The organism is Streptomyces bathyalis (genome assembly GCF_015910445.1).
GTDB lineage: Bacteria > Actinomycetota > Actinomycetes > Streptomycetales > Streptomycetaceae > Streptomyces > Streptomyces bathyalis.
The window spans coordinates 2,495,658-2,521,976 of sequence record NZ_CP048882.1; the positions used below are offsets into that span (position 1 = coordinate 2,495,658).

The 26,319-nt window shown below is 71.7% G+C and carries 20 protein-coding genes and 2 pseudogenes; 8 read left to right on the forward strand and 14 right to left on the reverse strand.

Translation table 11 applies throughout. The annotated features are described in order from the left end of the window. Positions 1-96: 96 nt before the first annotated feature. Positions 97-789 (reverse strand): DUF1707 SHOCT-like domain-containing protein, encoded by a 693-nt coding sequence (locus G4Z16_RS10645; RefSeq protein WP_197350591.1) that lies wholly within the window; start codon positions 787-789, stop codon positions 97-99. Between the two features lie 230 nt (positions 790-1,019). Here G4Z16_RS10645 and G4Z16_RS10650 point away from each other — a divergent pair, with 230 nt between their 5' ends. The 5 genes and pseudogenes from G4Z16_RS10650 to G4Z16_RS10670 all read left to right on the forward strand — a co-directional run bounded on the left by G4Z16_RS10650 (position 1,020) and on the right by G4Z16_RS10670 (position 8,851). Beyond that, positions 1,020-2,717: a fumarate hydratase gene (locus G4Z16_RS10650; protein ID WP_197350592.1), complete on the forward strand. Its 1,698-nt coding sequence runs from the start codon at positions 1,020-1,022 to the stop codon at positions 2,715-2,717. 174 nt (positions 2,718-2,891) lie between these two features. Beyond that, positions 2,892-4,286, forward strand: a complete 1,395-nt coding sequence (locus G4Z16_RS10655; protein WP_197350593.1) for a class II fumarate hydratase — start codon at positions 2,892-2,894, stop codon at positions 4,284-4,286. Between the two features lie 98 nt (positions 4,287-4,384). Beyond that, positions 4,385-5,143 (forward strand): annotated as a pseudogene (gene fomD, locus G4Z16_RS32440) (cytidylyl-2-hydroxypropylphosphonate hydrolase); the annotation flags it as partial. Between the two features lie 601 nt (positions 5,144-5,744). Continuing rightward, positions 5,745-6,377: a class I SAM-dependent DNA methyltransferase gene (locus tag G4Z16_RS10665; protein WP_197354326.1), complete on the forward strand. Its 633-nt coding sequence runs from the start codon at positions 5,745-5,747 to the stop codon at positions 6,375-6,377. Between the two features lie 248 nt (positions 6,378-6,625). Next, positions 6,626-8,851 (forward strand): SpoIIE family protein phosphatase, encoded by a 2,226-nt coding sequence (locus tag G4Z16_RS10670; RefSeq protein ID WP_246531265.1) that lies wholly within the window; start codon positions 6,626-6,628, stop codon positions 8,849-8,851. 143 nt (positions 8,852-8,994) lie between these two features. Here G4Z16_RS10670 and G4Z16_RS10675 read toward each other — a convergent pair whose 3' ends face one another. From G4Z16_RS10675 to ahpD, 3 genes are all read right to left on the reverse strand, one after another. Continuing rightward, positions 8,995-9,675, reverse strand: coding sequence for a response regulator transcription factor (locus G4Z16_RS10675; protein WP_197350596.1), 681 nt, complete (start codon positions 9,673-9,675; stop codon positions 8,995-8,997). Positions 9,676-9,701: 26 nt separating this feature from the next. Next, positions 9,702-11,015, reverse strand: coding sequence for a sensor histidine kinase (locus tag G4Z16_RS10680; protein WP_246530785.1), 1,314 nt, complete (start codon positions 11,013-11,015; stop codon positions 9,702-9,704). 160 nt (positions 11,016-11,175) lie between these two features. Next, entirely contained in the window at positions 11,176-11,718 is a 543-nt protein-coding gene (gene ahpD, locus G4Z16_RS10685) for an alkylhydroperoxidase, AhpD family (RefSeq protein WP_197354336.1), read from the reverse strand. A gap of 348 nt (positions 11,719-12,066) precedes the next feature. Between ahpD and G4Z16_RS10690 the strand changes: the two genes are divergently transcribed. Both G4Z16_RS10690 and G4Z16_RS10695 read left to right on the forward strand, forming a co-directional pair. Next, complete coding sequence (locus G4Z16_RS10690) at positions 12,067-12,936, forward strand: alpha/beta fold hydrolase (protein WP_197350597.1); 870 nt, start codon at positions 12,067-12,069, stop codon at positions 12,934-12,936. Positions 12,937-13,224: 288 nt separating this feature from the next. After that, positions 13,225-13,503: an ANTAR domain-containing protein gene (locus G4Z16_RS10695; RefSeq protein ID WP_197350598.1), complete on the forward strand. Its 279-nt coding sequence runs from the start codon at positions 13,225-13,227 to the stop codon at positions 13,501-13,503. A 51-nt stretch (positions 13,504-13,554) separates the two neighbouring features. Here the strand turns inward: G4Z16_RS10695 and G4Z16_RS10700 are convergent, their stop codons facing one another. The 9 genes and pseudogenes from G4Z16_RS10700 to G4Z16_RS10740 all read right to left on the reverse strand — a co-directional run bounded on the left by G4Z16_RS10700 (position 13,555) and on the right by G4Z16_RS10740 (position 22,212). After that, the gene (locus G4Z16_RS10700; protein ID WP_197350599.1) at positions 13,555-14,835 is read right to left on the reverse strand and encodes a PP2C family protein-serine/threonine phosphatase; all 1,281 of its coding nucleotides are present in this window, start codon (positions 14,833-14,835) and stop codon (positions 13,555-13,557) included. A 170-nt stretch (positions 14,836-15,005) separates the two neighbouring features. After that, the gene (locus G4Z16_RS10705; RefSeq protein WP_425508156.1) at positions 15,006-15,269 is read right to left on the reverse strand and encodes a type II toxin-antitoxin system antitoxin; all 264 of its coding nucleotides are present in this window, start codon (positions 15,267-15,269) and stop codon (positions 15,006-15,008) included. Positions 15,270-15,313: 44 nt separating this feature from the next. After that, positions 15,314-16,291: an SPFH domain-containing protein gene (locus G4Z16_RS10710; RefSeq protein WP_197350600.1), complete on the reverse strand. Its 978-nt coding sequence runs from the start codon at positions 16,289-16,291 to the stop codon at positions 15,314-15,316. Between the two features lie 184 nt (positions 16,292-16,475). Continuing rightward, positions 16,476-18,710, reverse strand: coding sequence for an ABC transporter permease (locus tag G4Z16_RS10715; RefSeq protein WP_197350601.1), 2,235 nt, complete (start codon positions 18,708-18,710; stop codon positions 16,476-16,478). Between the two features lie 224 nt (positions 18,711-18,934). Further along, positions 18,935-19,702 carry an ABC transporter ATP-binding protein gene (locus tag G4Z16_RS10720; protein WP_197350602.1) on the reverse strand — a complete coding sequence of 256 codons (768 nt, stop codon included), beginning with the start codon at positions 19,700-19,702 and terminating at the stop codon, positions 18,935-18,937. Next, complete coding sequence (locus tag G4Z16_RS10725; protein WP_028434075.1) at positions 19,699-20,226, reverse strand: PadR family transcriptional regulator; 528 nt, start codon at positions 20,224-20,226, stop codon at positions 19,699-19,701. Before G4Z16_RS10725 ends, G4Z16_RS10720 begins: the two co-directional genes overlap by 4 nt. Before the next feature lie 380 nt (positions 20,227-20,606). Next, a pseudogene (locus G4Z16_RS10730) lies at positions 20,607-20,849 on the reverse strand (catalase); the annotation flags it as partial. 152 nt (positions 20,850-21,001) lie between these two features. Then, entirely contained in the window at positions 21,002-21,343 is a 342-nt protein-coding gene (locus G4Z16_RS10735) for a DUF397 domain-containing protein (protein ID WP_197350603.1), read from the reverse strand. Beyond that, positions 21,340-22,212 (reverse strand): DUF5753 domain-containing protein, encoded by an 873-nt coding sequence (locus G4Z16_RS10740; RefSeq protein WP_197350604.1) that lies wholly within the window; start codon positions 22,210-22,212, stop codon positions 21,340-21,342. Before G4Z16_RS10740 ends, G4Z16_RS10735 begins: the two co-directional genes overlap by 4 nt. 167 nt (positions 22,213-22,379) lie before the next feature. Between G4Z16_RS10740 and G4Z16_RS10745 the strand changes: the two genes are divergently transcribed. Further along, positions 22,380-24,467: an alpha/beta hydrolase gene (locus G4Z16_RS10745; protein ID WP_197350605.1), complete on the forward strand. Its 2,088-nt coding sequence runs from the start codon at positions 22,380-22,382 to the stop codon at positions 24,465-24,467. A 154-nt stretch (positions 24,468-24,621) separates the two neighbouring features. On the opposite strand, the gene G4Z16_RS10750 is transcribed toward G4Z16_RS10745, so the two are convergent. After that, on the reverse strand, positions 24,622-26,127 hold the full coding sequence (locus G4Z16_RS10750) for an AI-2E family transporter (protein ID WP_197350606.1): 1,506 nt from the start codon (positions 26,125-26,127) through the stop codon (positions 24,622-24,624). Positions 26,128-26,319 lie beyond the last annotated feature (192 nt).

The following is a 26,319-nucleotide window of genomic DNA, read 5'->3' on the forward strand; positions in this document are numbered from 1 at the left end:
ATACCGTAGGAATGCGGCGCATTCTCTGTGCCCGATCTCCACGGGTCTCCGCCGAGGCGCCTTCCCGCCCCAGGGCTCCGTAACCCGCGCGGGTGCTCAGAGCTCCTTGCGCATCCGGTCACGGAGATCGCGGATCCGCTTCCCCCGCTTCGGCTTCGCCTCGACGCCGCCGAAGACCGCGGCCCCCTCCACCAGCACGACCGGAGCGTTCGGATCGCCGGACTCGGCGGTGTGGATGTCGAAGCCGCCGAAGATCCCGGCGCCCTTCTGCCGGAGCGTGACGTTCTCCGGCACGCGGATCTCGATCCCGCCGAAGATCGCCGTCGCGTTGATCTGCAGATGCTGCTGCTCGAAGACGGCGTCGGTCAGATCGATCTCGATACCGCCGAAGCACGCGAACGCGTTGATCTTCGCGGGGACCCGGAACCGCCCCTTCCTGGTGGAACCGCTGAAGATGGCGACCAGGTTGTCCTTGGCGCCGGTCCCGCCCACGGGCGCCTCCGCGCGGTACTCCGCGGACGCGGGTGCGGCCTGCTCCGTGGAGCGGCCGGCGGGCAGATCCCGTACGACGGGCTCGAGTTCGCCGAGCGTCTTGGCCCTGTAGACGGCGTCGATGCGCTCCGAGTGCTCCTCCGCGTCGAGGCGGCCCTCCGCCAACGCCTCGCGGAGGATGTCGGCGACGCGGTCACGGTCGGCGTCGGAGGCCCGCACGGAAACACCGGCCGCCTCGGCGTCCTTGACCGCGGGCCTGGTCTCCGGGCGGTGCTTTTCAAGCGGAGAATCAGTCACATCAGCAGCCTACCCAAACGCGATAGATCGCGACTAGACCGGCGGACACATCAATGCACTCCGTCCACCGCCCGGAAGCACTGAGGCCGACCTCACCCGCACGGCCGCGTCCCGGCGCTCTACGCTGATGGACGCGCTCTCCTCCTGTCCTCTCCCGGCGCTCCCGCCGGGGATCCGGGAGGTGCCCCAGCCGAGAGCCGTACGCGCCGTACGAGAGGAAGACCCCAACGATGGCCGCCAGCCCGTCCCGACCGGACTTCACGTACACCGACCTGCTCCCGCTGGGCGAGGACACGACTCCGTACCGCCTCGTGACCGCGGAGGGAGTGCGGACCTTCGAAGCCGACGGGCGCACTTTCCTGCAGGTCGAGCCCGAAGCGCTCGGCAAGCTGGCCGCCGAGGCGATGCACGACATCTCGCACTACCTGCGACCCGGGCACCTCGCACAGCTGCGCCGCATCCTGGACGACCCGGAGGCGAGCGCCAACGACCGCTTCGTCGCACTCGATCTGCTGAAGAACGCGAACATCGCCGCCGCGGGCGTGCTGCCCATGTGCCAGGACACCGGCACGGCGATCGTGATGGGCAAGCGCGGCCAGCAGGTGCTGACCGGCGGCGGCGACGAGGAGGCCCTCTCGCGCGGCATCTACGACGCCTACACGAAGCTCAATCTGCGCTACTCGCAGATGGCGCCGCTGAACATGTGGGACGAGAAGAACACCGGCACGAACCTGCCCGCGCAGATCGAGCTGTACGCGACGGACGGCGACGCCTACAAGTTCCTCTTCATGGCGAAGGGCGGCGGCAGCGCCAACAAGTCCTTCCTCTTCCAGGAGACGAAGGCCGTCCTCAACGAGGCGAGCATGATGAAGTTCCTGGAGGAGAAGATCCGTTCGCTGGGCACGGCGGCCTGTCCGCCGTACCACCTGGCGATCGTCGTGGGCGGCACGAGCGCCGAGTACGCGCTGAAGACCGCGAAGTACGCCTCCGCGCACTACCTGGACGAGCTGCCCGCCGAGGGGTCGGCCGCCGGGCACGGCTTCCGCGACAAGGAGCTGGAGCAGCAGGTCTTCGAACTGACGCAGCAGATCGGCATCGGCGCGCAGTTCGGCGGCAAGTACTTCTGCCACGACGTCCGCGTGGTGCGGCTTCCCCGGCACGGTGCGTCCTGCCCCGTCGCCATCGCGGTCTCCTGCTCCGCGGACCGGCAGGCCAAGGCGAAGATCACGGCCGAGGGCGTATTCCTGGAGCAGCTCGAGACCGACCCGGCGCGCTTCCTCCCGGAGACGACGGACGAGCAGCTGACCGAGGGTGCGGGCGCGGCGAATGACGACGCCGTACGGATCGACCTCGGCCGCCCCATGCCCGAGATCCTCGCCGAGCTGTCCCGGCACCCCGTCAAGACGCGGCTGTCGCTGACCGGCACGCTCGTCGTCGCCCGCGACATCGCGCACGCGAAGATCAAGGAACGGCTCGACGCGGGCGAGGAGATGCCGCAGTACCTCAAGGACCACCCCGTCTACTACGCGGGCCCGGCCAAGACCCCCGAGGGCTATCCCTCCGGTTCCTTCGGGCCGACGACGGCGGGCCGCATGGACGCCTACGTCGCGCAGTTCCAGGCCGCGGGCGGCTCGAAGGTCATGCTCGCCAAGGGCAACCGCAGCCCGCAGGTCACGGCGGCGTGCGCCGAGCACGGCGGCTTCTACCTGGGCTCCATCGGCGGCCCGGCCGCGCGGCTCGCTCAGGACTGCATCAAGAAGGTCGAGGTCCTGGAGTACGAGGAGCTGGGCATGGAGGCGGTCTGGCGCATCGAGGTGGAGGACTTCCCGGCGTTCATCGTCGTGGACGACAAGGGCAACGACTTCTTCACCGACCCGGGCCCGTCGCAGCCGTTCGTGACCTCGATCCCGGTGCGCGCGGGCTCGTAACGGGTACGGCCCCTTCGACGGACGAAGTCCGGCGCCGCCGGCCGCAGCTCGCTCGGGAGGCCCCGGGGCCGCACCGTCGGAACGCGTAACTGTGCACCGCGTCGCTGGGTACCCGGCAGGGCCGGGAATGTCCTCACGCGGCGGGGACGCTGTGCCGTACGGAGGTGCACACGAATGAGCGACAGGCAGGAGTACCGGACCGAGCGCGACTCGATGGGCGAGGTCCGGGTGCCCGCGGACGCCAAGTGGCGGGCCCAGACGCAGCGCGCGGTGTGGAACTTCCCCATCAGCGGGCAGCGTCTGGAGCGCGCCCACATCGAGGCACTCGCACGCATCAAGGCGGCCGCCGCCCGGGTCAACGGCGAGCTCGGCGTGCTGGAGCCCGAGTTGGCGGACGCGGTGCGTGCGGCGGCCGAAGAGGTGATCGACGGGCGCTGGGACGAGGAGTTCCCCGTCGACGTCTTCCAGACCGGCTCCGGCACCTCCTCCAACATGAACATGAACGAGGTCCTGGCGACGCTCGCCTCGGAACGGCTCGGAGCGCCCGTACACCCCAACGACCATGTCAACGCCAGCCAGTCCTCGAACGACGTCTTCCCGTCCTCCATCCACATCGCCGCCACCGCCGCCGTCCTGCGGGACCTGATCCCCGCCCTGGAGGTGCTGGAGGCGTCGCTGACGGGCAAGGCCGAGGAGTTCGCGGCCGTCGTCAAGTCGGGCCGCACCCATCTGATGGACGCGACTCCCGTCACGCTGGGGCAGGAGTTCGCCGGCTACGCGGCCCAGATCCGCCACGGCATCGAGCGGCTGCACGCCTCCCTTCCGCGGCTCGCCGAACTCCCCCTGGGCGGCACGGCGGTGGGCACCGGCATCAACACCCCGCCCGGCTTCGCCGCCGCCGTCGTCGAACGGATCGCCGCGGACGGCGGATTGCCGGTGACCGAGGCCCGCGACCACTTCGAGGCACAGGGCGCCAGGGACGCGCTCGTGGAGACGTCGGGGCAGCTGCGCACGATCGGCGTGAGCCTCACCAAGATCTGCAACGATCTGCGCTGGATGGCCTCCGGCCCCCGCACCGGCCTCGCCGAGATCGCGCTCCCCGACCTGCAGCCCGGCTCCTCGATCATGCCGGGAAAGGTGAATCCGGTGATCCCCGAGGCCGTGCTCATGGTCGCGGCGCAGGTGACGGGGAACGACGCGACGATCGCGGCGGCCGGGGCGTCCGGCAACTTCGAGCTGAACGTCATGCTGCCGGTGATGGCGAAGAACCTGCTGGAGTCGGTGCGGCTGCTCTCCAACGTCTCCCGGCTCCTCGCCGAGCGCACCGTGGACGGCATCACGGCCGATGTGGAGCGGGCACGCGAGTACGCGGAGTCCTCGCCGTCCGTGGTCACCCCGCTCAACAGGCACATCGGGTACGAGAACGCCGCGGCTGTGGCCAAGAAGGCGCTCGCGGAGCGCAAGACCATCCGGCAGGCGGTCCTGGAAGCGGGGCATGTGGAGCGGGGCGATCTGACCCTCGAAGAGCTGGACGAGGCTCTCGACGTCCTCCGCATGACCCGTCCCTGAGGGGTGCTCAGGATGCACGGTATGACGGGCCGCAGGGCCGTGGCGCATTCGGGCCTCGGCTCACGGCGGCGGGTGCCCCTCCAACCTAGGATCTGCGCATGACAGCGGAGACGGCGGGAGCACCCGGAGCGGCAGGAAGAGCGGGAACGGCCGGCACGCAGGCGGCGCACGGGACGGGAGTCGCCGGCGCCGACGGTGACGGCGAGCGCGAGCGCGAGCGGCAGGACGACGGGTACTGGGCGCCCGGCACCCGCATCCTGTGGCGCTACCGCGCCAACGGCACCGGGCATCCGCACATCTGCCGTCCCGTCACCGTCGTCCGCGACACCCCCGATCTGCTCGCCGCGTGGGTGGCGCCGGGCACCGTCTGCGTCAAGCCGGAGATGGCGGACGGAACTCCCGTGCACCACGAGCCGCTGGACACCCGCTACACCAGGCCGCGCAGGACGGTGCTCTCGCGCTGGTTCGGTACGGGGGTGCTGAAGCTGGCCCGTCCGGACGAGCCCTGGTCCGTGTGGCTGTTCTGGGAGCGGGACTGGCAGTTCAAGAACTGGTACGTGAACCTCGAGGAGCCCCACCGCCGCTGGCCGGGCGGCATCGACTCCGAGGACCACTTCCTGGACATCGCCGTCTACCCCGACCGCGGCTGGGAGTGGCGGGATGAGGACGAGTTCGCGGCGGCCCGGCGCGCGGGCCTCGTCGACGACGGCCTCGCCGAGCGGGTACGTGCCGCCGGGAGCGCGGTGGTGGAGCAGATCGAGTCGTGGGCGTCGCCCTTCAGCGACGGCTGGGAGAACTGGCGTCCGGACCCGCGCTGGCCGGTGCCGCTGCTCCCGCGGGACTGGGACGGCCGTCCACCGCCGGCGGGGCCGGAACCCGCCGGGTCCGGAGCGAACGGCACCGGGACGAACGGTGGGACGAACGGCACCGGGGTCAACGGGACCGGAACGAACGGCACCGGGACCGTCGGAGCCGGGGCGGACACGACCGCTCCGGGGCTCCGGCGGAACGGGCACCGGCACCCGTGAACCGGCCCCGTCCCCGTACGGGCGGCGTCCGGAATCCGGTGCACACCCCGCCTCGTGGTTCCGACAGCCGGACTCCCCGGCCCTCACGGGTGGCGATCGGACCCCGAGAGGCCCCCGGCGGGCCCCGCAGTGGACGGCTTGTTCCGTACTTGCACGGATGTGCCGGATCTATCGGGCGACACGCACCCGCTTCGACCTCCCTTTCCCCCTTGCTGCGCCCCCATACTGCAAACGTAGGATCAACCTCCGTAGGCGCACTGCTGCAGCAACTCCCCTCCCCCCTCGGGGATTTGGCGCGTGGCCTGAGAGGAGATCGAGCGTGAGCAGCACGGACGACAACGACGGGGATGCCCCCTGGCCGAACGATGAGGGGGAACGACGTCCCCCGAAGTCGAAAGCGCGCGCCTACAAGGACTTCGACTGGAACACGATGGACCGGCTGGGGCAGGCCGCCGCTTTCGACTCGATCGGTGATCGCTACGACGAGGCCTTTCCTCACAAGGAGGGGCAGATCGCAGCGGGAGCGTGGCTCGCCGAGCAACTGCCCGCCGGCTCCCGCGTGCTGGACCTGGGCTGCGGCACCGGGCTTCCGACCGCGCGCCAGCTCGTCGAGGCCGGCCACCAGGTCACGGGCATCGACCTCTCCCCCGGCATGGTGAAGCTCGCTCAGGGGAACGTGCCTGACGGCGATTTCCGCCGCATGGACATCTACGAGGTGGAGAGGTACGACGACCTCGGGCCCTTCGACGGTGTCGCCGCTTTCTTCTCGCTCCTGATGCTGCCTCGGGCCGAAATTCCCTACGCGCTGCGCATGCTGCACCAGCAACTGCGGGAAGGCGCACCGATGGCCATGTCGATGGTGGAAGCGGATGTCGATGACTTCTCATTGCCGTTCCTGGGCAACACGATCCGGGTATCCGGCTATCTGCGGGACGAATTGCGCCAGGTCGTGCGCGAGGCGGGTTTCGAGATCGCCGGGGAGGACGCCTATGCCTACGCTCCGGCCAGCACGGATGTGCCGCCCGAGATCCAGATCTTCCTGCAGTGCCGACGGCGGCCGTAGGGGGCGGAGGCAGTGAGCGCTGCGCGCGTGAGACGCGCGGCCCCGGATGGATGGAAACCGAACGCGTGACGGAGCACCAAGAGCCTGCGACCGGCACAGCAGTGCCGCCGCTCCCGCCCGTGGGAACCCCCACGACGGGAGAGGCTTCGCCTGCGCCCCCTGACATGCGGCCCGGGGCCACCCCGGGCACCGGTGCGCCGTCCGGGATACCCGCCCGCGCCGGTGGCGCGGGCATCGCGACCAGCCGTATGCCCGGGGTCCGGGCCGGTGGGCACGACCCGCGTGAGGGATCCGCGGGCGCCGCCGGCACGGCGGATCCGTCAGGTGTGTCACATCGCTCTCGCGGCGGCGCGCCACCTGGGGCAAGCTCCGGGGGTGAGGAAGTGGAGCAGGTGCGCCCAGGTTCGCGTCCGAGGCCCGGCGCGGGGCACACGTCACAGCAGGAAACCGCCGAAGCCTCACGGGGCTCCGGCGGGAGGGGCGGCACAAGCCGAGCCGTCCCCGAACCGTCCAACGGCGGGCCGGGATCCGCGTCCAAGCGGTCCTCCCGGGGCCCGTCCCAGCCCCCTACCGCGGAGAGCGGTGCCGTGTCTCATCCGACCACCGGCGACATGACCGCCGCCGAAGTACCGCCGGCCGCCCCGAAGGCCGCTGCTTCCGACACCACCGCCCAGGACGTGACCGCGGGGAACGGCGACGCCGCCGAGCGGGAGCGCCGGGGAGGCGACCGGCTGCGCTTCGTCGGCGCCGCGACCCGACGCATCGCACGCGGCATGGACCTGGACGAGACCGTGCTCGGGCTGTGCCGGGCGAGCGTGCCCGCGTACTCCGACGCGATCCTCGTCTACCTTCGCGATCCGCTGCCCGTCGGCGACGAGCGCCCCACGGGCCCGGTGGTGCTGCGGCTGCGGCGCAGCGACCGCATCCCCGACGATCCGCACGCGATGGTGGCCGCCGCGTCGGCGGCCGAGGGCAGGAGCCAGCCGGACGGCGAGGCCGCCACCGGTGCCGGTACCGCCGTGGGACCCTCGCCCTCCGCCGTCGCGGACGGGACGGCGGGCGCGGCCGAATACGTCGAGGTGCTCGCCGGCGGTCCGCTGGCAGAGGTGCTGCGGGGAGTGCGTCCCGTCTTCGCGGACGCGCCCGCCGCCCGCGACGCGCTTCCCGAACTGCTCGGCTCCGGGCCGGATGTGCCCTCGGGCCAGCGCGCCATCCTCGCGCCCCTGCGAGGACGGCGAAGAGTCATCGGTGCCGCCGTCTTCATGCGCGGCCCGGAGCGTGCCCCGTTCGAGCCCGACGATCTGCTGATCGCGGCGCAGCTCGCCACGCACACCGCTCTGGGCGTGGACAAGGCGGTGCTCTACGGGCGTGAGGCGTACATCGCCGACGAGCTGCAGCGCACGATGCTTCCCGACGAGCTGCCGCAGCCGACGGGGTGCCACCTCGCGAGCCGGTATCTCCCGGCGGCCGAGACGGCGCGCGTCGGCGGCGACTGGTACGACGCGATCCCGCTGCCGGGCAGCAGGGTCGCCCTCGTCGTCGGCGACGTGATGGGCCACTCCATGACGTCCGCGGCGATCATGGGTCAGCTCCGTACGACCGCTCAGACGCTCGCGGGTCTCGACCTGCCGCCGCAGGAGGTGCTGCACCACCTCGACGAGCAGGCCCAGCGCCTGGGCAGCGACCGCATGGCCACATGCCTGTACGCGGTCTACGACCCCGTCGCGCACCGGATCATCATCGCCAACGCGGGTCATCCGCCACCCGTGCTCCTGCACCGCGACGGCCGTGCGGAGGTGCTGCGTATACCAGCGGGCGCCCCGATCGGCGTGGGCGGTGTCGACTTCGAGGCGGTGGAGCTGGACGCCCCTGCGGGCGCGACGCTGCTGCTCTACACCGACGGGCTGGTCGAGTCGCGCCAGCGTGACGTGTGGACGGGCATCGAGCACCTGCGGGAGAAGCTGACGGCGACGGCCCGGCTGACGCGTCCGGACGCCTCGGCCCCGCTGGAGCCGCTGTGCGACGAGGTGCTGGACATCCTCGGCCCGGGCGACCGGGACGACGACATCGCCCTGCTCGCCGCCCGGTTCGACGGCATCGCGCCCAGCGATGTCGCGTACTGGTTCCTCGACCCGCGTGCGCAGACGGCGGGTCAGGCACGCAGGCTGGCGCGGCGGGCACTGGCGCGCTGGGGCCTGGAGGATCTGTCCGACGCGGTCGAGCTGCTGGTGAGCGAGGTCGTCACCAACGCCGTGCGGTACGCCGAACGCCCCATCACGCTACGGCTGTTGCGCACGGACACGCTCCGCTGCGAGGTCGGCGACGACGTGCCGCAGCTGCCGCGGCTCAGGCAGGCGCGGGCGACGGACGAGGGCGGCCGCGGCCTGTATCTCGTGAACCGGCTCGCGCGGCGATGGGGCGCGACCCGGCTGTCGACGGGCAAGGTCGTCTGGTTCGAACTGCCTGTCTCCTGAGGGCAGTTCGGGGACCGGTGCAGTGAACTGTTCCGGCGCCGCGGGTACTCCGCAGATGCGGACCGCGGCGCCGGCTGCGCGTTCGGGCCGTCCGTCCCGCTCCTTCAACCGCGGGGCGGGGGCGGCCGCTTCACTCCGCCGAGTCACTCCCCCTGGTCGCCGCTCGCGTCGTTCGCGAGGAGTGCGATCTGCACCCGGTTGTTCAGCGACAGCTTGGTCAGGATGCGGGAGACGTGCGTCTTGACCGTGGGCACGCTCATGTAGAGCTCCCCCGCGATCTCGGCGTTGGACCTGCCCCGGCCGACGGCGACCGCGACCTCGCGCTCCCGCTCGCCCAGCGCCGCCAGCTGTTCGCGTGCCCGTATCGCCCGCGCGTCCCGGTCCGTGGCGCCACCCGAGACCCGGGCGATGAGCTGACGTGTCACCTCCGGCGAGAGCACGGGCTCCCCCGCCGTCACCCTCCGCACCGCCTGGACGATCTCCTCCGGCGCGGTGTCCTTCAGCACGAAGCCCGCCGCACCCGCGCGCAGGGCCCGCAGTACGTGTGCGTCCGTGTTGAAGGTCGTCAACGCGATGACCTCCGGGGCGTCTTCGCGCCGCCGCAGCGCCTCCGTGGCCTCGAGCCCGTCGACCACCGGCATGCGGATGTCCATCAGCACGACGTGCGGCGCGTGGGCGTCGACCAGTTGCTGCACCTCGCTGCCGTCGGCCGCCTCCGCGACGACCTCGATGTCGGGTGCGCCGCCGAACATCAGCCGCAGCCCGGACCGTACGAGCGGGTCGTCGTCGACGACGAGTACGCGGATGGCGGAGGGTGCGTTCACCGGGGCGTTCACCAAGTGCCTCTGAATCAGGTCGGTTCGGAGCCGGGGGCCGGCATGAGGGCCTCCAGCGGGCCGCGTCGTGCGCCCCACGGTATCCAGGCCCGCAGCTCGAACTCACCGCCGGACAGGGCGTGTTCGAGCTGCCCGCCCGTGATCCGTGTCCGCTCCGCGAGGCCGACGAGGCCCTGCCCCGCGCCGGGAACGTCCGTCACCGGCCGGGCGGGCCGCACGTCGCCGTGAGCGAACTCCCGTTCGGCGTCGTCCGGTTCGGCCTCGACCGGTTGGGCCTCGACCGGGTTGCGCAGCCGCACGGTCAGCCCCTCTCCCGGACCGCCGGTCACCGTCACGGTCACCGGTGAACCCGGCGCGTGCTTACGGGCGTTCGTCAGCCCTTCCTGCACGATGCGGTACGCCGTGCGGCCCACCGCGGCCGGTGCGACGGCGGCGCCGTCGCCGCGCTCGCCGTCCGGTCGCTCACCGCCTCCGCGCTCGCCGCCCCGTCGCTCACCGCCGCCGCGACCGCCGTCCTCCACCGCGACGTCCATGTCCAGTCGCACGTGCATGCCCGCCTCGCGGGACTCCTCCACGAGCGGGACCAGGTCGGTGAGCACGGGCTGCGGACGGGACTCCTGCCCCGTGGAGGCACGCAGCACACCGATGATCTCCCGGAGGTCCTCCAGCGCCTCGTGGGCGGTGTCCCTGATCACCCCGGCGGCCCGGCGGGTCTCCTCCGCGGACGCCCCCGGATTGAAGGCGAGAGCGCCCGCGTGAACGCTCAGCAGCGACAGCCGGTGCGCGAGTACGTCGTGCATCTCCCGTGCGATGTCTTCCCTCGCCTGGCGCCGCGCCTCCGTACGCGCGCGGTCGGCCCGCTCGCGCAGCGACTCCACCAGCTGCCGCCGCGACCGTACGAACAGACCCCAGCCGACGGTCCCGGCCATCAGCACGAAGTAGGTGATCGCGGAGCCGGTCGCCGGATCGTCCAGATCGGGTCCCCCGGCGAGGAAGGCCGGCACGGGGACGAAGCACAGCGCCGCGGTCCACGCCGTCGTGCGGAGCGGCCGCCGGGCGGCGACGGTGAAGACGGCGACGATCGCCGGCCCGGTGATGAAGTGCGAGAACATGCCGGTCACGAGCAGCACGACGGCGAGCTGGACCGGCCACCGGCGCCGGAGGAAGAGCGCCGCGCACGCCAGGGCGCCGGCGGTCTGGTCCGCGAGGAGCAGCGCCGGCGAGAGGCGCTCGCCGAGCAGGACCGTCTCGGCGCTCAGAACGGCGAAGCAGGCCGCGAAGAGGAAGAGGCTGAGGTCGGCGATCCAGTCGCCCGCGGTACGGCGCACATCCGGAATGTAGCGCCGGGCGGGCGGGCCCGGCAGACGGCGGAGGCGGCCGGAGACTTTCGGACGACAGGAGCGGGCGAAGGCGCGACTTCCGGCGGACGCGCGGGGCGGCGGCACCGTCCACGCTCGCCGGACCTGGGCGCGGCGAACCGCTGACGCGTCAGTCCTCCTGGGACCCGAACCGCGCCTCGGCCTCCAGCGTCGTGCCGACGGCCTGCAGGACGGCCGCGATCCTGAACGCCTCCTGGACGGTCTCGCGGTCCACGCCCGCCCTCCGCAGCGCCTGTTCGTGGGAGTCGAGGCACTGCCCGCACGCGTTCAGCGCGGAGACCGCGAGCGACCACAGCTCGAAGTCCGTCCTCTCCACGCCCGGGTCACCCAGGACGTTCATCCGCAGACCGGCTCGCAGCGTGCCGTACTCCGGGTCGGAGAGCAGATGCCGGGAGCGGTGGAAGACGTTGCTCATCACCATGACCGCGGCGGCCGACTTGGCAGCCTCGTACGCCCCGGGGCTCAGCTTCTCCCTGGCCTCCGGCTCCAGGGCACGGAGCACGATGCCGGATCGGGAAGCGATCGCGCACGCCAGCGCGGTGCCCCACAGCTGCTGCTGCGTCAGCGGCGAACTGTCCATGACGGAGCCGAGGTTGCGTGCGAGGTCCTTGGCGTAGCCGGGGAGCGCCGACCGCAGATCGTCGAGGGCCATGGCTTCGCTCACGCCCCTGCCGTCAGCTCGGCGCGGTCGGGGGTCTCCTCGCCCTGCGTCCGGTTGCTGAGCCGCGCCGGATCGAACCCGGGGAACCCGTCACCTACGGTGAGCAACGTGCACTCCTTACGCGAGAAATGCCCAACTCGGTGATCGCACATCGGGCGTTGACCAGCACTCAGAGTCCCACATGACTCAGTGATCACAACAGTCGCGGGTCCCGCCGCTCCGAAGGCCCGCCATCCTCCGGGGACGGCAGGCCACGCTCGCGGGACGAGGCCGGGGCGCCTACGCCGGGCCGGGCGCCGGATCCGATGAATTTCCGGCCGCGGGGGAGTCAGCCCGTTCATGAATGCACACATACTCGAGACCCCCGAGGTCGACCTCGCCTACGACGTCCACGGTCCGCTGCCGGCCGCCGGCGGACACCCCCCTCTGGTCATGATCGGTCAGCCGATGGAGGCCGCCGGCTTCAGCACCCTGGCGTCGCACTTCCCCGACCGCACCGTGGTCACCTACGACCCGCGCGGCCTGGGCAGAAGCACCCGCAAGGACGGCCGGACCGACCACGTGCCCACGACGCAGGCCGCCGACGTGCACGCCGTCATCGAAGCGCTCGGCGCCGGGCCCGTGGAGATGTTCGCGAGCAGCGGCGGTGCGGTGACCGCGCTCGCCCTCGTGGCGGACCGTCCCGGCGACGTGACCACGCTCGTGGCGCACGAGCCGCCCCTCATCCCCGTGCTTCCCGACGCGAAGGCCGCCGAGCGCGCACGCGCCGGATTCCGCGACGCCTACGAGAACAAGGGCCGGGGCGCCGGCATGGCCGCCTTCATCGCGATGACGTCGTGGCCGGGCGAGTTCACCGACGACTACTTCGCCCGCCCCGCCCCGGATCCCGCCGACTTCGGGATGCCCGCGGAGGACGACGGCTCCCGCGACGACCCGCTGCTCTCCGACCGGGCCTGGGCGGTGAGCAGTTACCGTCCCGACCTCGACGCGCTCGCCGCGGCACCGACGAGGATCGTGATCGCGGTCGGCGAGGAGACCGGGGACACCTTCACCGGACGCACCTCCGTGGCCATGGCGCAGCTGCTCGGAACGCAGGCGACGGTGTTCCCCAGCCACCACGGCGGCTTCCTCGGCGGCGAGTTCGGCTACGCCGGCCAGCCCGAGGCCTTCGCACGCAGACTGCGTGAGGTCCTCGACGACGCCGGCTGACGGCCGGACGCGGGCCGGCCGGCACGCGTCCGAAGAGACCCGGCCCCGGGAGCCGGCTGAATCCCCCTCCCCCGTGAGCGAGTTCCAGCTCCCGCCTCCGGGTCGGCCATGGGCGGACGAACCCTGACGAGGTGTCCCTTCCCCGCCGTCCTCGTGCCAGAAAGCACCCCGGAAGTCAAACCGGGGACTCTCACGGTGGCCATGAGGGCACACTCTGTGATTGTCTTCACGGCATCGGGCGCGCGTTCCGGCCACCCGGTTACTCCTGTGCACAGAGGTGGGGCAACTGTGAACTGTGCAGAGCACGTTGAGGACGATGTCGATCGCATGCGCCAGCACGTTGCGTGCCAAGAGATGATCTGCCGGGCTCAGGGCACCTTGATGGCGGCACACAACTGCTCGGCACAGGTGGCCGCGGGCATCCTGACCGGCGTCGCGAGGAGCTCCGGCACCGAACTGCATACAGTGGCCGGAACTGTTGTGACGGTGGCCGAGCAGCATTCCCAGTCCCCGCCCGAAGCCATACGGGCCGCGATCACCTGTGCGCTGCGCAACGTCCTTTCGTAGCGGCCCCGGCAGACCCGGGGGCAGGACGGGCGGGCAGGCGAGAGCTACGGGTCAGACGTCGCGTCCCGACCATGCGGGCCTGGACCACTCCAGGCACAGCACCGTGGCGTCGTCCCTCGGGTCGTGGTCGGTGCGCTCCAGCACGGATTGCGTGAAGGCACGGACGGCCTCCCGGGGGTGCATCGACCCTGTCTCTTCGATGAGCTCCGTCAAGGTGGCGTGCTCGCCCTCCGGCTCCAGCATGCCGTCCGTGATGAGTACCAGCCGGTCGCCGGGAAGCAGATCGACGCTCTGGACCCGGTAGGAGGCCTCCGGGGAGATGCCGAAGGGGAGGTCGACGAGCAGCGTCAGCTCCTCGGCCCGGCCGTCGCGCAGCAGCAGTGGCCACACGTGCCCGGCGTTGATGACGGCGGTCCGGCCGGTGTCGAAGTCCACCGAAAGCAGTTGTCCGGTGACCATGGCCGGTGCGCCGTGCTCGGCGAGCGCGCGTTTGACCTGCGCCGACTCGTCCATCACGACCCGGTGCTCCTGCACCGCGTGCTCGACGACCGCCGCGTTGGCGGCCTCCGCCTGGTCGACGAGACCGAGACCTGCGCGACGGGCGTTGCGGATGGCCGCCACGACCACCGACGCGAGCTGTGCGGCGCGCACGTCATGCCCCATGGCGTCGGTGAGCGAGAGGAAGAGGCCGGTGCGGTTGAGCGTGTAGTCGAAGGTGTCACCGCCGACGTGGGCCGCGGGCTCCAGCGACCCCGCGACGATGAAGGGTCCCGCGTCGCAGGTGAAGGAGTCGGGCAGCAGGCGGTGCTGGATCTCCGATGCCAGGGAGAGCCGCGTCGTGCGCCGGCCCCACTCGAAGAGGTCGGTGAAACGCCTGTTGACGATCACGACGTAGGCGAGGGCGTGCGCGGCCTCTCCGAGGAGCTCCAGCGTCCGGTGGCCGGGAGGGGCGGGCAGAGTCATCTCGAGCAGGCCGATCGAGTCGCCCCTGTCGCTCACCGGCACGACGACCTTCGTGCGGCCTGCCTTCCCCTCCGCGCCCTCCCCGGGCTCCTCCGGGCTCCCGACCCAGGGCTGCTGAGAGACGATCGCCCTCCCGTAGACGGTGCCCTCCAGGAGCAGCTTCTCCGGGGGACCCGTGACGCCTTCCTCCGGGGCTCCGGTCAGCCGGACCACCGCGTTCCCTCCGAAGTCGGTGATCAGGAAGGCCACGTCCACCGCGGAGAACTGTTCCTTGAGAATGCGCGCGAGTACGGCCACGGACCTCACCGGCGGCGCCACCTGCACGGACTCCAGCAGGTCGCTCAGCCAGTCGGGGTTGTCAGCCACCATTCCGCGCCTTCCCCTCGGCCTGGTGCCCGCCGGGACGGCACCTCCGCTCCGGAGACAGGCAGACACCGCTTCTCACCTGAAGTATCGGCGGGGCCGCTGCGGGGCTGCGAGGCCTGCTGCGCTGTTCGGGGTGTGCCGGGCCCCGTGCGGGGGCCGCAGGGTGGCGCGGTTCACTCCTCGCGCGGCGGGCGGCCCCGGCGCGGATGGGGCCGGGCGTTGCGGGGCAGACGGCGCGCCTCGGAGAGCGCCTTGCGCAGCAGATAGTCGATCTGGGCGTTGGTGGAGCGCAACTCGTCGGCGGCCCAGCGCGTGATCGCCTCGTACATGGCCGGGTCGAGCCTCAACAGCACCTGTTTGCGCTGCCGTTGGACCCTGCTGGATCTCTCGCGCGGGGCGTCCGCGGGGCCGCCGTCCGTGCCGTCCGGGGACGGCACGGACTCCGCGGTCTCCGCGGACCCGTCGCGTTCAGGGGGGTCGGTCACTGGTAGAGGGTCCCCGTGTTCAGCACCGGCTGCGGCGAGCGGTCGCCGCAGAGCACGACGAGCAGATTGCTGACCATCGAGGCCCTGCGCTCCTCGTCGAGCTCGACGAAGTCCTGTGCCGCGATACGCGTGATGGCGTCCTCGACCATGCCGCACGCGCCCTCGACGATCGTCTTGCGTGCCGCGACCACCGCGCCGGCCTGCTGCCGCTGGAGCATGGCCGAGGCGATCTCCGGCGCGTAGGCGAGGTGCGTGAAGCGGGACTCGACGATCCTCACCCCTGCCGCCTCCACCCGCACGGTCAGTTCCGCGGCGAGCTTCTCCGTGATCTCTTCGGCGTTGCCGCGCAGGGAGAGGCCGTCCTCTTCGTGCGCGTCGTAGGGGTACTCGATGGCGATGTGACGCACGGCGGCCTCGGTCTGGGTGGCGACGAACTCGACGAAGTCGTCCACCGCGAAGGTCGCCTGAGCGGTGTCCTTGACCTGCCACACCACGACCGCCGCGAGCTCGATCGGGTTGCCGTAGGCGTCGTTGACCTTGAGGACTGCGGTCTCGTGGTTCCGCACACGCGTGGAGACCTTGCTGCGGCTGGTGAGCGGGTTGACCCAGCGCAGGCCGTCGGTGCGGATCGTGCCGGTGTAGCGCCCGAAGAGCTGGACGACGCGGGCCTCGCCGGGCGCGACCATGTTCAGGCCGCACATGGCGAACACCGAGCCGATGAGCACCAGTACGCCGACGACGATCAGCGTCGCGCCCGGGCCGACGGAGCCGCCCGACGCGAGGCCGCCGCCGAGGACTATGCCTCCGACGCCCAGGAGGAAGCCGATCAGGCCGAGGAGGAGGGCGAGGCCGCCGGGGATGCTGTGCGCGGTGACCTCGCGGACCTCGGGGTCGGGCATCTCGGGGACGTCCTGTGGTTCGAGTTCCGCGTCGGGTGTCTTCGGTGAGTTATGTGCCGGGTCCTGCGCTGACATAGGGGTTCCCCCGTATCCGTTCGGCCGAGCGGCGGCAGGGTGCCGCCCTCGCTGTCTAGCAAAGTGATATCACTTTAGCGCGAAAACACGGTCCCGGCCAGCATGGGGGCCTGGCCGGAACCGTGCGCCGGGGGTGCGGCGGAGTACGGCGGCCCCCGGGTGGCCCCGGAGACCGCCCGGCGGATCACTCCGTGCGCAGCCCGTCCGGCCGCATCATGCGCCACAGGAACGGCAGGCTGATCAGCGTCACGAGCGCAATCACCCCCGCACCGGCGGCGGCGGACGGCAGGAAGACGAGCCAGTCCGGCTTCGCGTCGCCGACCATCCGCAACAGCACCCATCCCAGGCCGAGTCCGAAGACCACCGCCATCCCGATGCCGAGCACCACCGTCAGCGTCGTCTGCCACAACACCGAGGCGCCCAGCGTGGAGCGCCTGGTGCCGAAGGCGACGAGGACCGACAACTGCCGCTTGCGCTCCCTCAGTTGCTCCAGCATCGAAACGACCATGCTGGCGGCGATCAGCAGCAGCACCGCCATCGACGCAGCCAGTACCGCGTTCTTGAGGGCCCGGACTTCCCCGACCGTGTCCTGATCGGCGTTCTCCCAGAGGGTGTAGGACGGGTCGGTGTGGAAGACGGTCGTCCGGAGCGCCTCCAGGGCCTCGGTGCTGCGTTCCATGAGCACGCCGCCCTGGTACGAGGGGGTGTCCAGCCGCTTCTCGGAGAGCACCGAGGGCGTGACCACCAGGCCGTCCACAGCTCCGCCGTTCGGCAGCTCGATCCCCTGGACCGTACGGGCCGAACGGGGCACCTTCCAGGCGTACCTGCTCTTGCCGCCGTCGCCCGGAGCCTTGTCGAGCTTCAGGGGTGTACCGCGCTTCAGCGGAGGCGGCGCGCCTCCCCGCTCCTTGATGAGGCTCTTCGGGGGGCGGACGAGGAAGGAGTCACCGTCGCGGCACTCGCCGATGCGGGCCACCGCACGGAGCGTCTCACAGCTGCCGACGGTGATGCCGACGCCGTCCTCGACCCCCTTGGCCTCGACCCACGACTGCAGATAGCCGTGTGCCTTCTCCACGCCCGGGGTGCGCCTCATCCGGTCGGTGAGTTCCCTGGTGTCTGCGGGGGTGGTGTGCGGCCCGTAGATGTCCACGTAGCTCTTGCCCCGGCTCGCCGCGCTGTCGCTCGTCTGCGAGCTCTCGACGACGGAGAAGAGCAACTGGAGGGCGATCGCCCCCGCCACGGCGACGGTGATCCCGCTGACCGCGCGGGTTGCGTTGCCGCTGCTGAGCTGGAGCCTGCGGGTGGCGAGCTGCCAGGAGACCGGTCCGCCGCGGAGCCGGCCCACGATGCGCTCCACCAGCCACGGCAGCAGCAGGACGATGCCGCTGAGCAGCAGCACCACACCAGAGCTGATCCGGAACTCGTCGACCGAACCGCCGCCGCCGTCCAGCGATCCGGCGAGAGGAAGCAGCAGCGCCGCGCCGCCCACCGGGGGCAGCAGGCGCCACCACAGACGCCGCTTGCGCTGCTCGCTCTTGCGCACCAGGCCCAGCGGTTCGATGGCGACGCCGCGCAGCGCGAAGATGGTGACGGCCACGGCCGTCACGGGCACCCCGGCCACGATCAGCAGCCCGAGCCACAGGCCCGGAGTGACGTCCTCCGGGAAGACGCTGATCCGGAACGCCTCGACGTTGCCGATGAACGCCCGCCCCAGCAGGAAGAACCAGCCGCCGAGCACCAGCCCCATCAGTGCCCCCACCAGCGTCTCGCCCGCCGCCATCCGGCGGGCGCTCGCGATGTCGGCTCCGACGAGCCGCAGCGCGGCGAGTCTGGTATCGCGCTGCTCGCCGCCGAAGCGTACGGCGGTGGCGATGAAGATGGCGACCGGCATCACCAGCACCGCGCACGCCACGACGACGAGCAGCACCAGCACGGGGTCCATCGGCTCTTCGTCCTGCGGGCTGCCGAACTTGTTGACCCGTTGGGCCCCTTCGGACACCGACAGGTCGTCCACGCCCTTGTAGAAGGCGAGTTCGTACGGGCCGAGCAGGCCCTCGTCGCCGATGGTGCCGACGACCTTCGCGTCGAGCCGCTTCCGCAGGTGCTCGCCCTCCGGGGATTCGAGCACTCTCTTCAACGCCGGCGAGACGGCCATCTCACCGGGTGCCGGTATGTGGTCCAGCCCGGGGGGAGTGGCCGGACTGGACCCCTCGGCCTGCAGCAACCGCCCGTACAACTCGTTGCCGTTCCAGCGGTTGTTGGCGTCCTTGCCGAGGACCGAGTACGGGCCGCGCTCTGCGCTCTCGCTGCTCTCGTTGAACGCGCCCGAACGCGCCTCGCTGCGGGTGTCGTTGCCGCGGACGATCTCCGGCACCGCCGCCGCGAGCAGCAGCACGGCGACACCGAGCGCGACGCCCACCGCGGTCAGCAGGGTACGGAGCCACCCCTGCCGGCCGCCGCTCGTCGCGAAGCGCGCGCCCAGAGCCAGATCGCGAGCCCATTCACGGGGACCGGCGGCACCGCTGCCACGCCCTGGCGCAGCGGTGCCGGTTCCTCCTGTCCGGGCCGGTCCGGCTGGTCCCGCCGGTCCGGCCTCCCCGGAATGCTCGTCCGCGCGCTGCTCCTCCCTCGTGCCCGCCGCGCTCACAGGGCGCCCGCCATGCTCCGGGCGCGGCCGTCCCGTACGACGACCTCGCGGTCCGAGTAGGCGGCGACCCGCGATTCGTGCGTGACGAGCACGACCGCCGCCTTGGTCTCACGGGCGGCCTCGGTCAGCAGCTCCATCACGCGCTCGCCGTTGAGCGAGTCGAGCGCGCCCGTCGGCTCGTCCGCGAAGAGCACGCGCGGGCCCGACGCGAGCGCACGCGCGACGGCGACCCGCTGACCCTGGCCTCCGGAGACCTCGCCGGGCCGCTTGCGCCGTACGTCCTCGACCTCCAGACGCTCCAGCCACGCCGCGGCACGCGACTCTGCCTCCTTGCGGCCGAAGCCCGCGAGACGCAGCGGCAGCGAAGCGTTCTCCAGGCACGTCAACTCGGGCACCAGCTGCCCGAATTGGAAGACGAAGCCGAAGTCGGAGCGGCGCAGGGCGCTGCGCTTCGCGTCGTTCATCGCGGTCAGCTCCTGCCCGCGGTACGTCACCGTGCCGGCGTCCGCCTGGACGATGCCGGCGAGGCAGTGCAGCAGCGTCGACTTGCCGGACCCCGAGGGGCCCATGACGGCCACGATCTCACCGGAGCGGATCGAGAAGTCGGCGCCGTCGAGGGCGGCGGTCGAGCCGTAGGTCTTGTGCAGCCCGCTCGCGGCGAGCAGGAACTCCGAAGCGGTGGACGCGTCCTGGGCCCCGGCCGTCGCCGTGGACGTCGCGGTCCGCCCGTGTCCCGCCGACGCAGTCGATGTGGTTGACGTCATTGCCGTACCTCCGTGGCCAGCTTGTCGAGCCTCGCGGCCGTCAGCTCCAGCCACCGCAAGTCGGCTTCGAGGTGGAAGAGCGCGTGGTCGCAGATGAGTTGGTCCGCCAGATCCCCACCCTGTTTGCGCTTGGTGAGCTCGCGCATCAGGCGCAGATGCTCCGCCCGCTGGGTGTCCAGCTGCTCGCCGGCGTCCCGCCCGGTGAGAAGGGCGAGCACGACCTTCGTGTAGAGGGTGCTCTGCAAGTACGGCTCCGGCTTCTCGGGGCGCGAGAGCCATTCGGCGACGTCGGTGATGCCCGCGTCGGTGATGGCGTACCGCTTCCGTTCGGGCCCGCCGCCCGGCTCGATCCCGTCGACCTCGACGAGGCCGTTCTTCAGCAGGCGCGACATCGTCGAGTAGACCTGCCCGTAGTGCAGTGGGCGGTCGTGCCCGAAGCGTTCGTCGAAGGCCCGCTTGAGGTCGTAGCCGTGGCGGGGACCGGACTCCTCCAGGAGGCCTAGCAGCGTGTGGCTGATGGACATGGCGGGGACTATACATCAGGGGTATACATCCCGTGTATAGATTCCGGGAACAGAGCCCTGACCTGCGAATGGTCCCTCAGACCGGGGCCCTTGCCGCCGAGTTGGTCCGCCGCGCCCGGGTTCCCCGGCGGAGCCGGCGGAGCACGCCGGTCCTCCGCCGGAGGCCGGCCGGACCGCCGGATCAGCGCCCGTCGACGCTCGCGGAGATGCGGTCGCCGAGGTCCTTGTCGACGTTCCGCCCAGTACTGGAGCGCGCGTTCCAGCACCGGCCTGCTGACGTCGTCGAGCAGATACCCGGAGACGTTGTCCACCAGCCGGTCACGGGCCGCGCCGTCCAGGACGTGCCGGACCTGTGTGCCCCCTGACCCCAGTCGTCGTCACGGCTGGAAGAGGTCCGCCTCGGTGAACTGGCTGACGTCGTTCGTGACTTCGAAGGCCCCGCAGGCTCCGGCACCCTTGGCGTGAACCACACGTTCGGGAACCCGTTCCCGGTTGAACTGGGCCATCTTCTCGATCACGTAGTGGTCCTGGAGCAGGGTCCGGCCGTCCCGGCCCACGGTGAGCGAGTGCTCGTCGCTCTCGACCGGGATGCCGGCGTTGTTGGTGGTCGTGCGGTCCGACATGGAGTTTCCTCCCGTGAACGGGTTCGGTGCCCAGGCCCCGCCCGCACGGCCTCGTCCACCGCGGCCGAGCGACTTGGACCAGGTCCAACCCTGTGCCCCGTCAAAGGAATGGCAGTCACTCGGCACGCTCGCGCAGTAGGTCCGATTGCCGACTACTGACCGCTCACGGAACCCCCGGGCCCCGGGGCCCGGTTGCGCCCCTTCAGCGCATCGACGAAGGACGACCAGGCACCGGGCCCGAAGACCAGCGCGGGCCCGCGCGGGCGCTTGCTGTCCCGGACGGGAACGACGCCGACGCAGCCGCCCCGGGTGCCGTGAGCGACCTCGACGCAGTTGCCGCCCTCCGCGTTGCTGTGGCTGGAGGTCTGCCAGCCCGCGCCTCCGGCGCCGCCAGGCGCGAGCGCGGAAGGGCGTTCCGTGGCTCGCGGGGCCGTGTGTGCGGCCGCGTGCGCGGCCCCGCGTGCGGCGAGTCGTGCGGTGGCACGTGCGGTCATGATGCGTCTCCTTCCGTTCCGAAGGCTCCGTCCGCTCGACCCGATCCCTCCGTTCCGTCCATCAGCCGCCGGATGAAGGCCGCGGAGCGGTCCGGCGGAAGCGCCGAGTCGCGCAGCACGTCGCAGGAGAGGCGGAGCCTGTCCACGTCCTCGCAGCCCTCGACCAGCTCCCCCGACCAGGCACCCTCGGTGTAGGCCACGGTCGAGCCGTCCGGCATCCACAGCACCGTCAGCGAACTGCCGAGCAGATGCTGCAGACCGGACGCGAACGGCAGCACCTGCAACGTGACCACGGGCAGGCGCGAGATCTCGAGCAGTCGCTCCAGCTGCCTCCTCCAGGCGGCCGGATCCCTCAACTGCCGCCGCAGCACGGCCTCGTCCAGTACCACCACGAAGCGCGGCGCACCGTCGCCGACGAGCAGGCCCTGACGGCCGACCCGGGCGGCGGCCTGCTCCTCCAGCTCCTCCTCGTTGCCGAGCCGCGCCGTACGGAGCTGCTCGCGCGCGTACTCCTCGGTCTGGAACAGCCCGGGCACCGTGGCCGCCGCGTACTCGTGGCGCACGGTGGCCCGTCGCTCCAGCTCCATGAAGCGCCTGAACCGGTCGCGGAAGACCGCGTCCCGGGCCAGCTCCCACAGCTCGCCCAGGTGCCCGCCGGAGCCGTAGACCTCGTCAAGGGCCGCGAACACCACGGACGTGCCGAGCAGTTCGCCTCGCTCCAGCTGACGCAGATATGCGGTTCCGTACGCCGTGGCGGCCGCCAGCTCCCCGAGCGACCTTCCCGAGCGCTGCCTCAGGCGTGCCGCCTCCGCCGCCAGTACGAGCCGGGCCGACGGCCTGCCCCCCTGACCGGACCTGCGTGCGGGCATTGGCGACTCCCCCTGATCCGCTGCGTGACGTGCTTCCACTTCAGCCCTATCGGGCGGGCCTGCGTGCGAACAACCCGTTTTCGGGACGGATATGCGCTCAACCCGCTCGCCTCTCACTGCGTCAGCCGTAACGGTGACCAAGTTCCGGTATGGGGTGGGGGCGGACAATGGCGTACAGGACGGAGGAGAGACCTCGTCCCGACCGGGCGGGCGCGGTCACGGTCGCCGACACGGGGACGGGAACAGACACGGACGACTCCCCGGGCCAGGGCACGGACGAGGGCACGGAGGCGGGCCCGGGCAGTGGCACGAGCACCGCGCAGGCGACCGGCACCGCCCCGATCGCACGGCCCGGTCCCGGCGTCGGCGGGAAGCCGCAGCCGGCGCATCCGCCCGGCCCCGGGCACCCGGAAGCCCACCCGGAGCCGGCCCCGGAACACCGCCCGCAGGGCGAGCCGCAACCCACGGGCCCCCCGCCCCGCCTCGGCCGGGGGCTGGGCCCCGTCGCCTCCCGGCTTGTTGCCGTGGCCCGTCGCCCGTACTGGCAGCGCCCCGACCCGGCCTGGCTCGTACGACGCTGGCCGGACCTTTGCGGTACGTGCCTCGCCACCGTCTTCTTCTGGCTCTCCCTGACGCCGTCCCTGGTGCCGCGCCCCTGGCTGCTTCAGGGCGTCATCGGCGGCATCACCGCCGCGATCGGCTATGCGATCGGCGCCCTGCTCGGCCGGCTCGTACGCCTCGCCCTTCTGCCGGCCTGCCGACGGCGCCTCCCCCGGCTCGTGAGCGAGCGCGCCCGGGCCCGCGCCTGGCAGGCGTACTACGTGGCCGCTCTCGGACTCACCGTCCTCGCCCTGTCCGAAAGCGCCCGCATGCAGCGGGAGTTGAGGGCTCTGCAGGATCTCCCCGAGACGCTGACGTGGCACTCCATGATGATCACCCTGATGGCGCTGACCCTCTGCGGTCTGCTGCTGTTCCTGGCCCGCGCCGTACGGCTGGGCACCCGCACGCTGATACGGGGCCTGTGCCGCTTCGTGCCGCGTCCGGTCGCCGTCGTCGCCGGACTGCTGATCAGCGCGACGGCGGTGGTCGTGGGCACGCGGGACGTGGTCTTCGACCGCGGGGTCGTCGACGTGGTGGCTCAGGTGGCGGAGAGCACGGACCGCGGCACCAAGGACGGCGTCGTCCAGTCGGGCTCCCGCTTCGTCTCGGGAAGCCCTCACTCCCTGGTCACCTGGCGTGAACTGGGTTATCAGGGCCGCAACTTCACCGGCTCCACGCCCACCGCCCGCCGGATCAGCCAGGTCACGCACCGCACGGCCAAGGAGCCGGTGCGGGTGTACGTGGGCAGACGCGCGTTCGAGGGCGGGGGCGCGAACGAGGCCGAAGCCTACGAGGCCGGCGCCGAGTTGGCCGTGGCGGAACTGGAGCGCACGGGCGGGTTCGACCGCGAGGTGCTGGCGATCGCGGGCACGACCGGCATGGGCTGGGTCAACTCGACGGACGCCGAGCCGCTGGAGTACCTGCACGGCGGCGACACGGCCATCGTCGCGATGCAGTACTCGTTCCTGCCCAGTTGGCTCTCCTTCGTCGTCGACAAGGAACAGGCCGGGCGGGCCAACCGGGCGCTGGTGAAGGCCGTTCGGGAGCGCTGGCTGGAGGAGCCGGTGAACGGCCGTCCCCGGCTGCTCGTCTTCGGCGAGAGCCTCGGCGCGTACGGGATAGAGGCGGCCTTCGACGGCCCGGGCGATCTGCTCTCGAAGGTGGACGGCGCCTTCCTGGCCGGCACGCCCGGCTACTCACCGATCCGCAGGGAGATCACCGCTCACCGCGACGCCGGCAGCCCGGTGTGGCGCCCGCAGTACGAGCGCGGCAGGCACTTCCGCTTCGCGCAGTGGCCGGCGAAGGACCTGGCCCGCCCCCGAGGGCCGTGGCAAGAACCGCGGGTGGTCCATCTCCAGAACGCCTCAGACCCGATCGCGTGGTGGTCGTGGAGCCTGGCGATAGAGCGGCCGCGTTGGCTGCGTGAACCGCTCGGGCCGGACATCACGGAGGAGGTCGGCTGGTTCCCCTTCGTCACCTTCTGGCAGACGACGGTGGACCTCGCCGTCTCCTACGACGTCGACGCCCCGCACGGACACCGCTACGGGACCGGCTCGGTCGAGGCATGGACCGCGGTCGCACCGCCCGACGGCTGGAGCGCAGCGGACCACCACCGCCTCAAGCGGTACATGGAGCGGCGGAAAGCGCCCTACTGACCCGGCCCGACGCCCAAGGGACCGCCGAGCCCGGCCCGTTCCGGACACAGCACCCGGCACGAACCCGAGCTGCCGTCCGGACGAGGGCACTTCAGCCGGCCACGCCGGGGCCCGCACCGCTACCGCACGGCAGGGCCAGGGGCGGGCCCGCGCGCTACTTCCGCGGGCCGTCGGGCCCCTTCGGCTCACCCGTGCCAGGACCGTCCTCCGGAGGCGGCGGCCCGTCCGCGGACTCCGTCGGGGGCGCGCCCGGCTCCGTCGAGACACCCGTGCCACGGCCCGTCCTGCCCCCATGGCCCTTGCCGGGCTTGCCCGTTCCGGCGCCGGCGGCTGCGGCGTCGCCAGGTCCGGCACCGCCCGCGATGGCCGGTCCCGCCGGAAGCGGTACGCCCATGGCCTGCCCCTCGGAGTACGCCCGCAGATAGCTCGTCACCGTGTTGAGCACCGCGACGAGAGGCACCGCGACGACCGCTCCGGGAATCCCCGCGATGAGGCTGCCGCCGGTGACCGCCAGCACCACGGCCAGCGGATGCACCCGCACCAGCCGGCCCAGGATGAACGGCTGGAGGATGTGGCTCTCGATCTGCTGCACGAGAAGCACCACACCGAGTACGAGCAGCCCCGTCAAAGGCCCGTTGGTGACGAGCGCGACGAGCACGGCCAGCGCGCCGGAGACGACGGCACCGACGATCGGCACGAACGCGAAGATGAAGATGAGGACGGCGAGCGGCACCGCCAGCGGCACCTCGAGGATGTAGATGCCGACGCCGATGAAGATCGCGTCGATCATGGCGACTATCACGGTCCCCCGTACGTACCCGGTCAGCGTGACCCACGCCCTCGGTCCGGCGCCCGCGACGCCCTCGCGTGCACCGCGCGGCACCAGCTTGAGGAACCAGTCCCAGATGCGGGGCCCGTCGTAGAGCAGGAAGAGGGTGATGAACATCGTCAGCACCGCACCGGAGAGGAACTCCAGCAGGACGGTGACGCCTTCGAGCCCGGCGGAGGTGACCTCCTGGCTGTTGTCACCCAGCCACTGGCTGAGGTTCTTGGCGACATCGTTGACCTGGTTCTCCGACACGTGGAAGGGGCCCTGGATCGCCCAGCGCTTCCCCTCCTCGATGGCGTCCTGCACCCGCTCGGTGAGGGTCGGCAGGTTCTCCGTCACCTGCCAGACCACGAACCAGCCGACCAGGCCCATCACGACGAAGCCGGTGATGAAGGTGATGGCGGTGGCGAATCCGCGTGCGACGCGGTGACGCTTGAGCCGGGCGACCGTCGGCTGCAGCAGCGCGGTCACGAGCAGCCCTGCGGAGAACGAGAGCACGAGCAAGCTGATCGAGCTGATGACCTGTATCAGCACCCACACGACACCCGCGAGGATCAGCAGCCGCCACCCTGCCTCGGCCGCGACCCGCACCCCCCAGGGCACCGCCGCGGCCGGCGCGGGCCTGCCGCCCCCGGTGCCCGTCGGGCGTTCGGCGGGTGTGGCGGGCGGTCCGGCGGGCGCTGAAGCAGAGGGAGCGTCCGGCTGCGAACCCGACCCGCCCCCGGGCCTGGTGATCGCCTGCTCCTTCGCCAGCTGCTCCTCGCGCCGTTTCGCGACGCGTGCCGCCATGCGCGCCACGCTGTCCCGGAGCCTGTCCACCCTGCTCGTCATCCAGCTTCCTCCGCCCCCGGGCACATGACCCGCTGCCGTTGAGTGACGACGTTACCGGCGTAAAGGTTGCTTCCGGGACGGGGGCACGATGATGTTCACGACCCGGTCACGGCAAACGCTCACCCCCGGCCCTGGCTCGGAACGGGGGTGAGCGTCGAAGCTTGTGAAGTTGTACGGCTCAGGGCCGGGCCG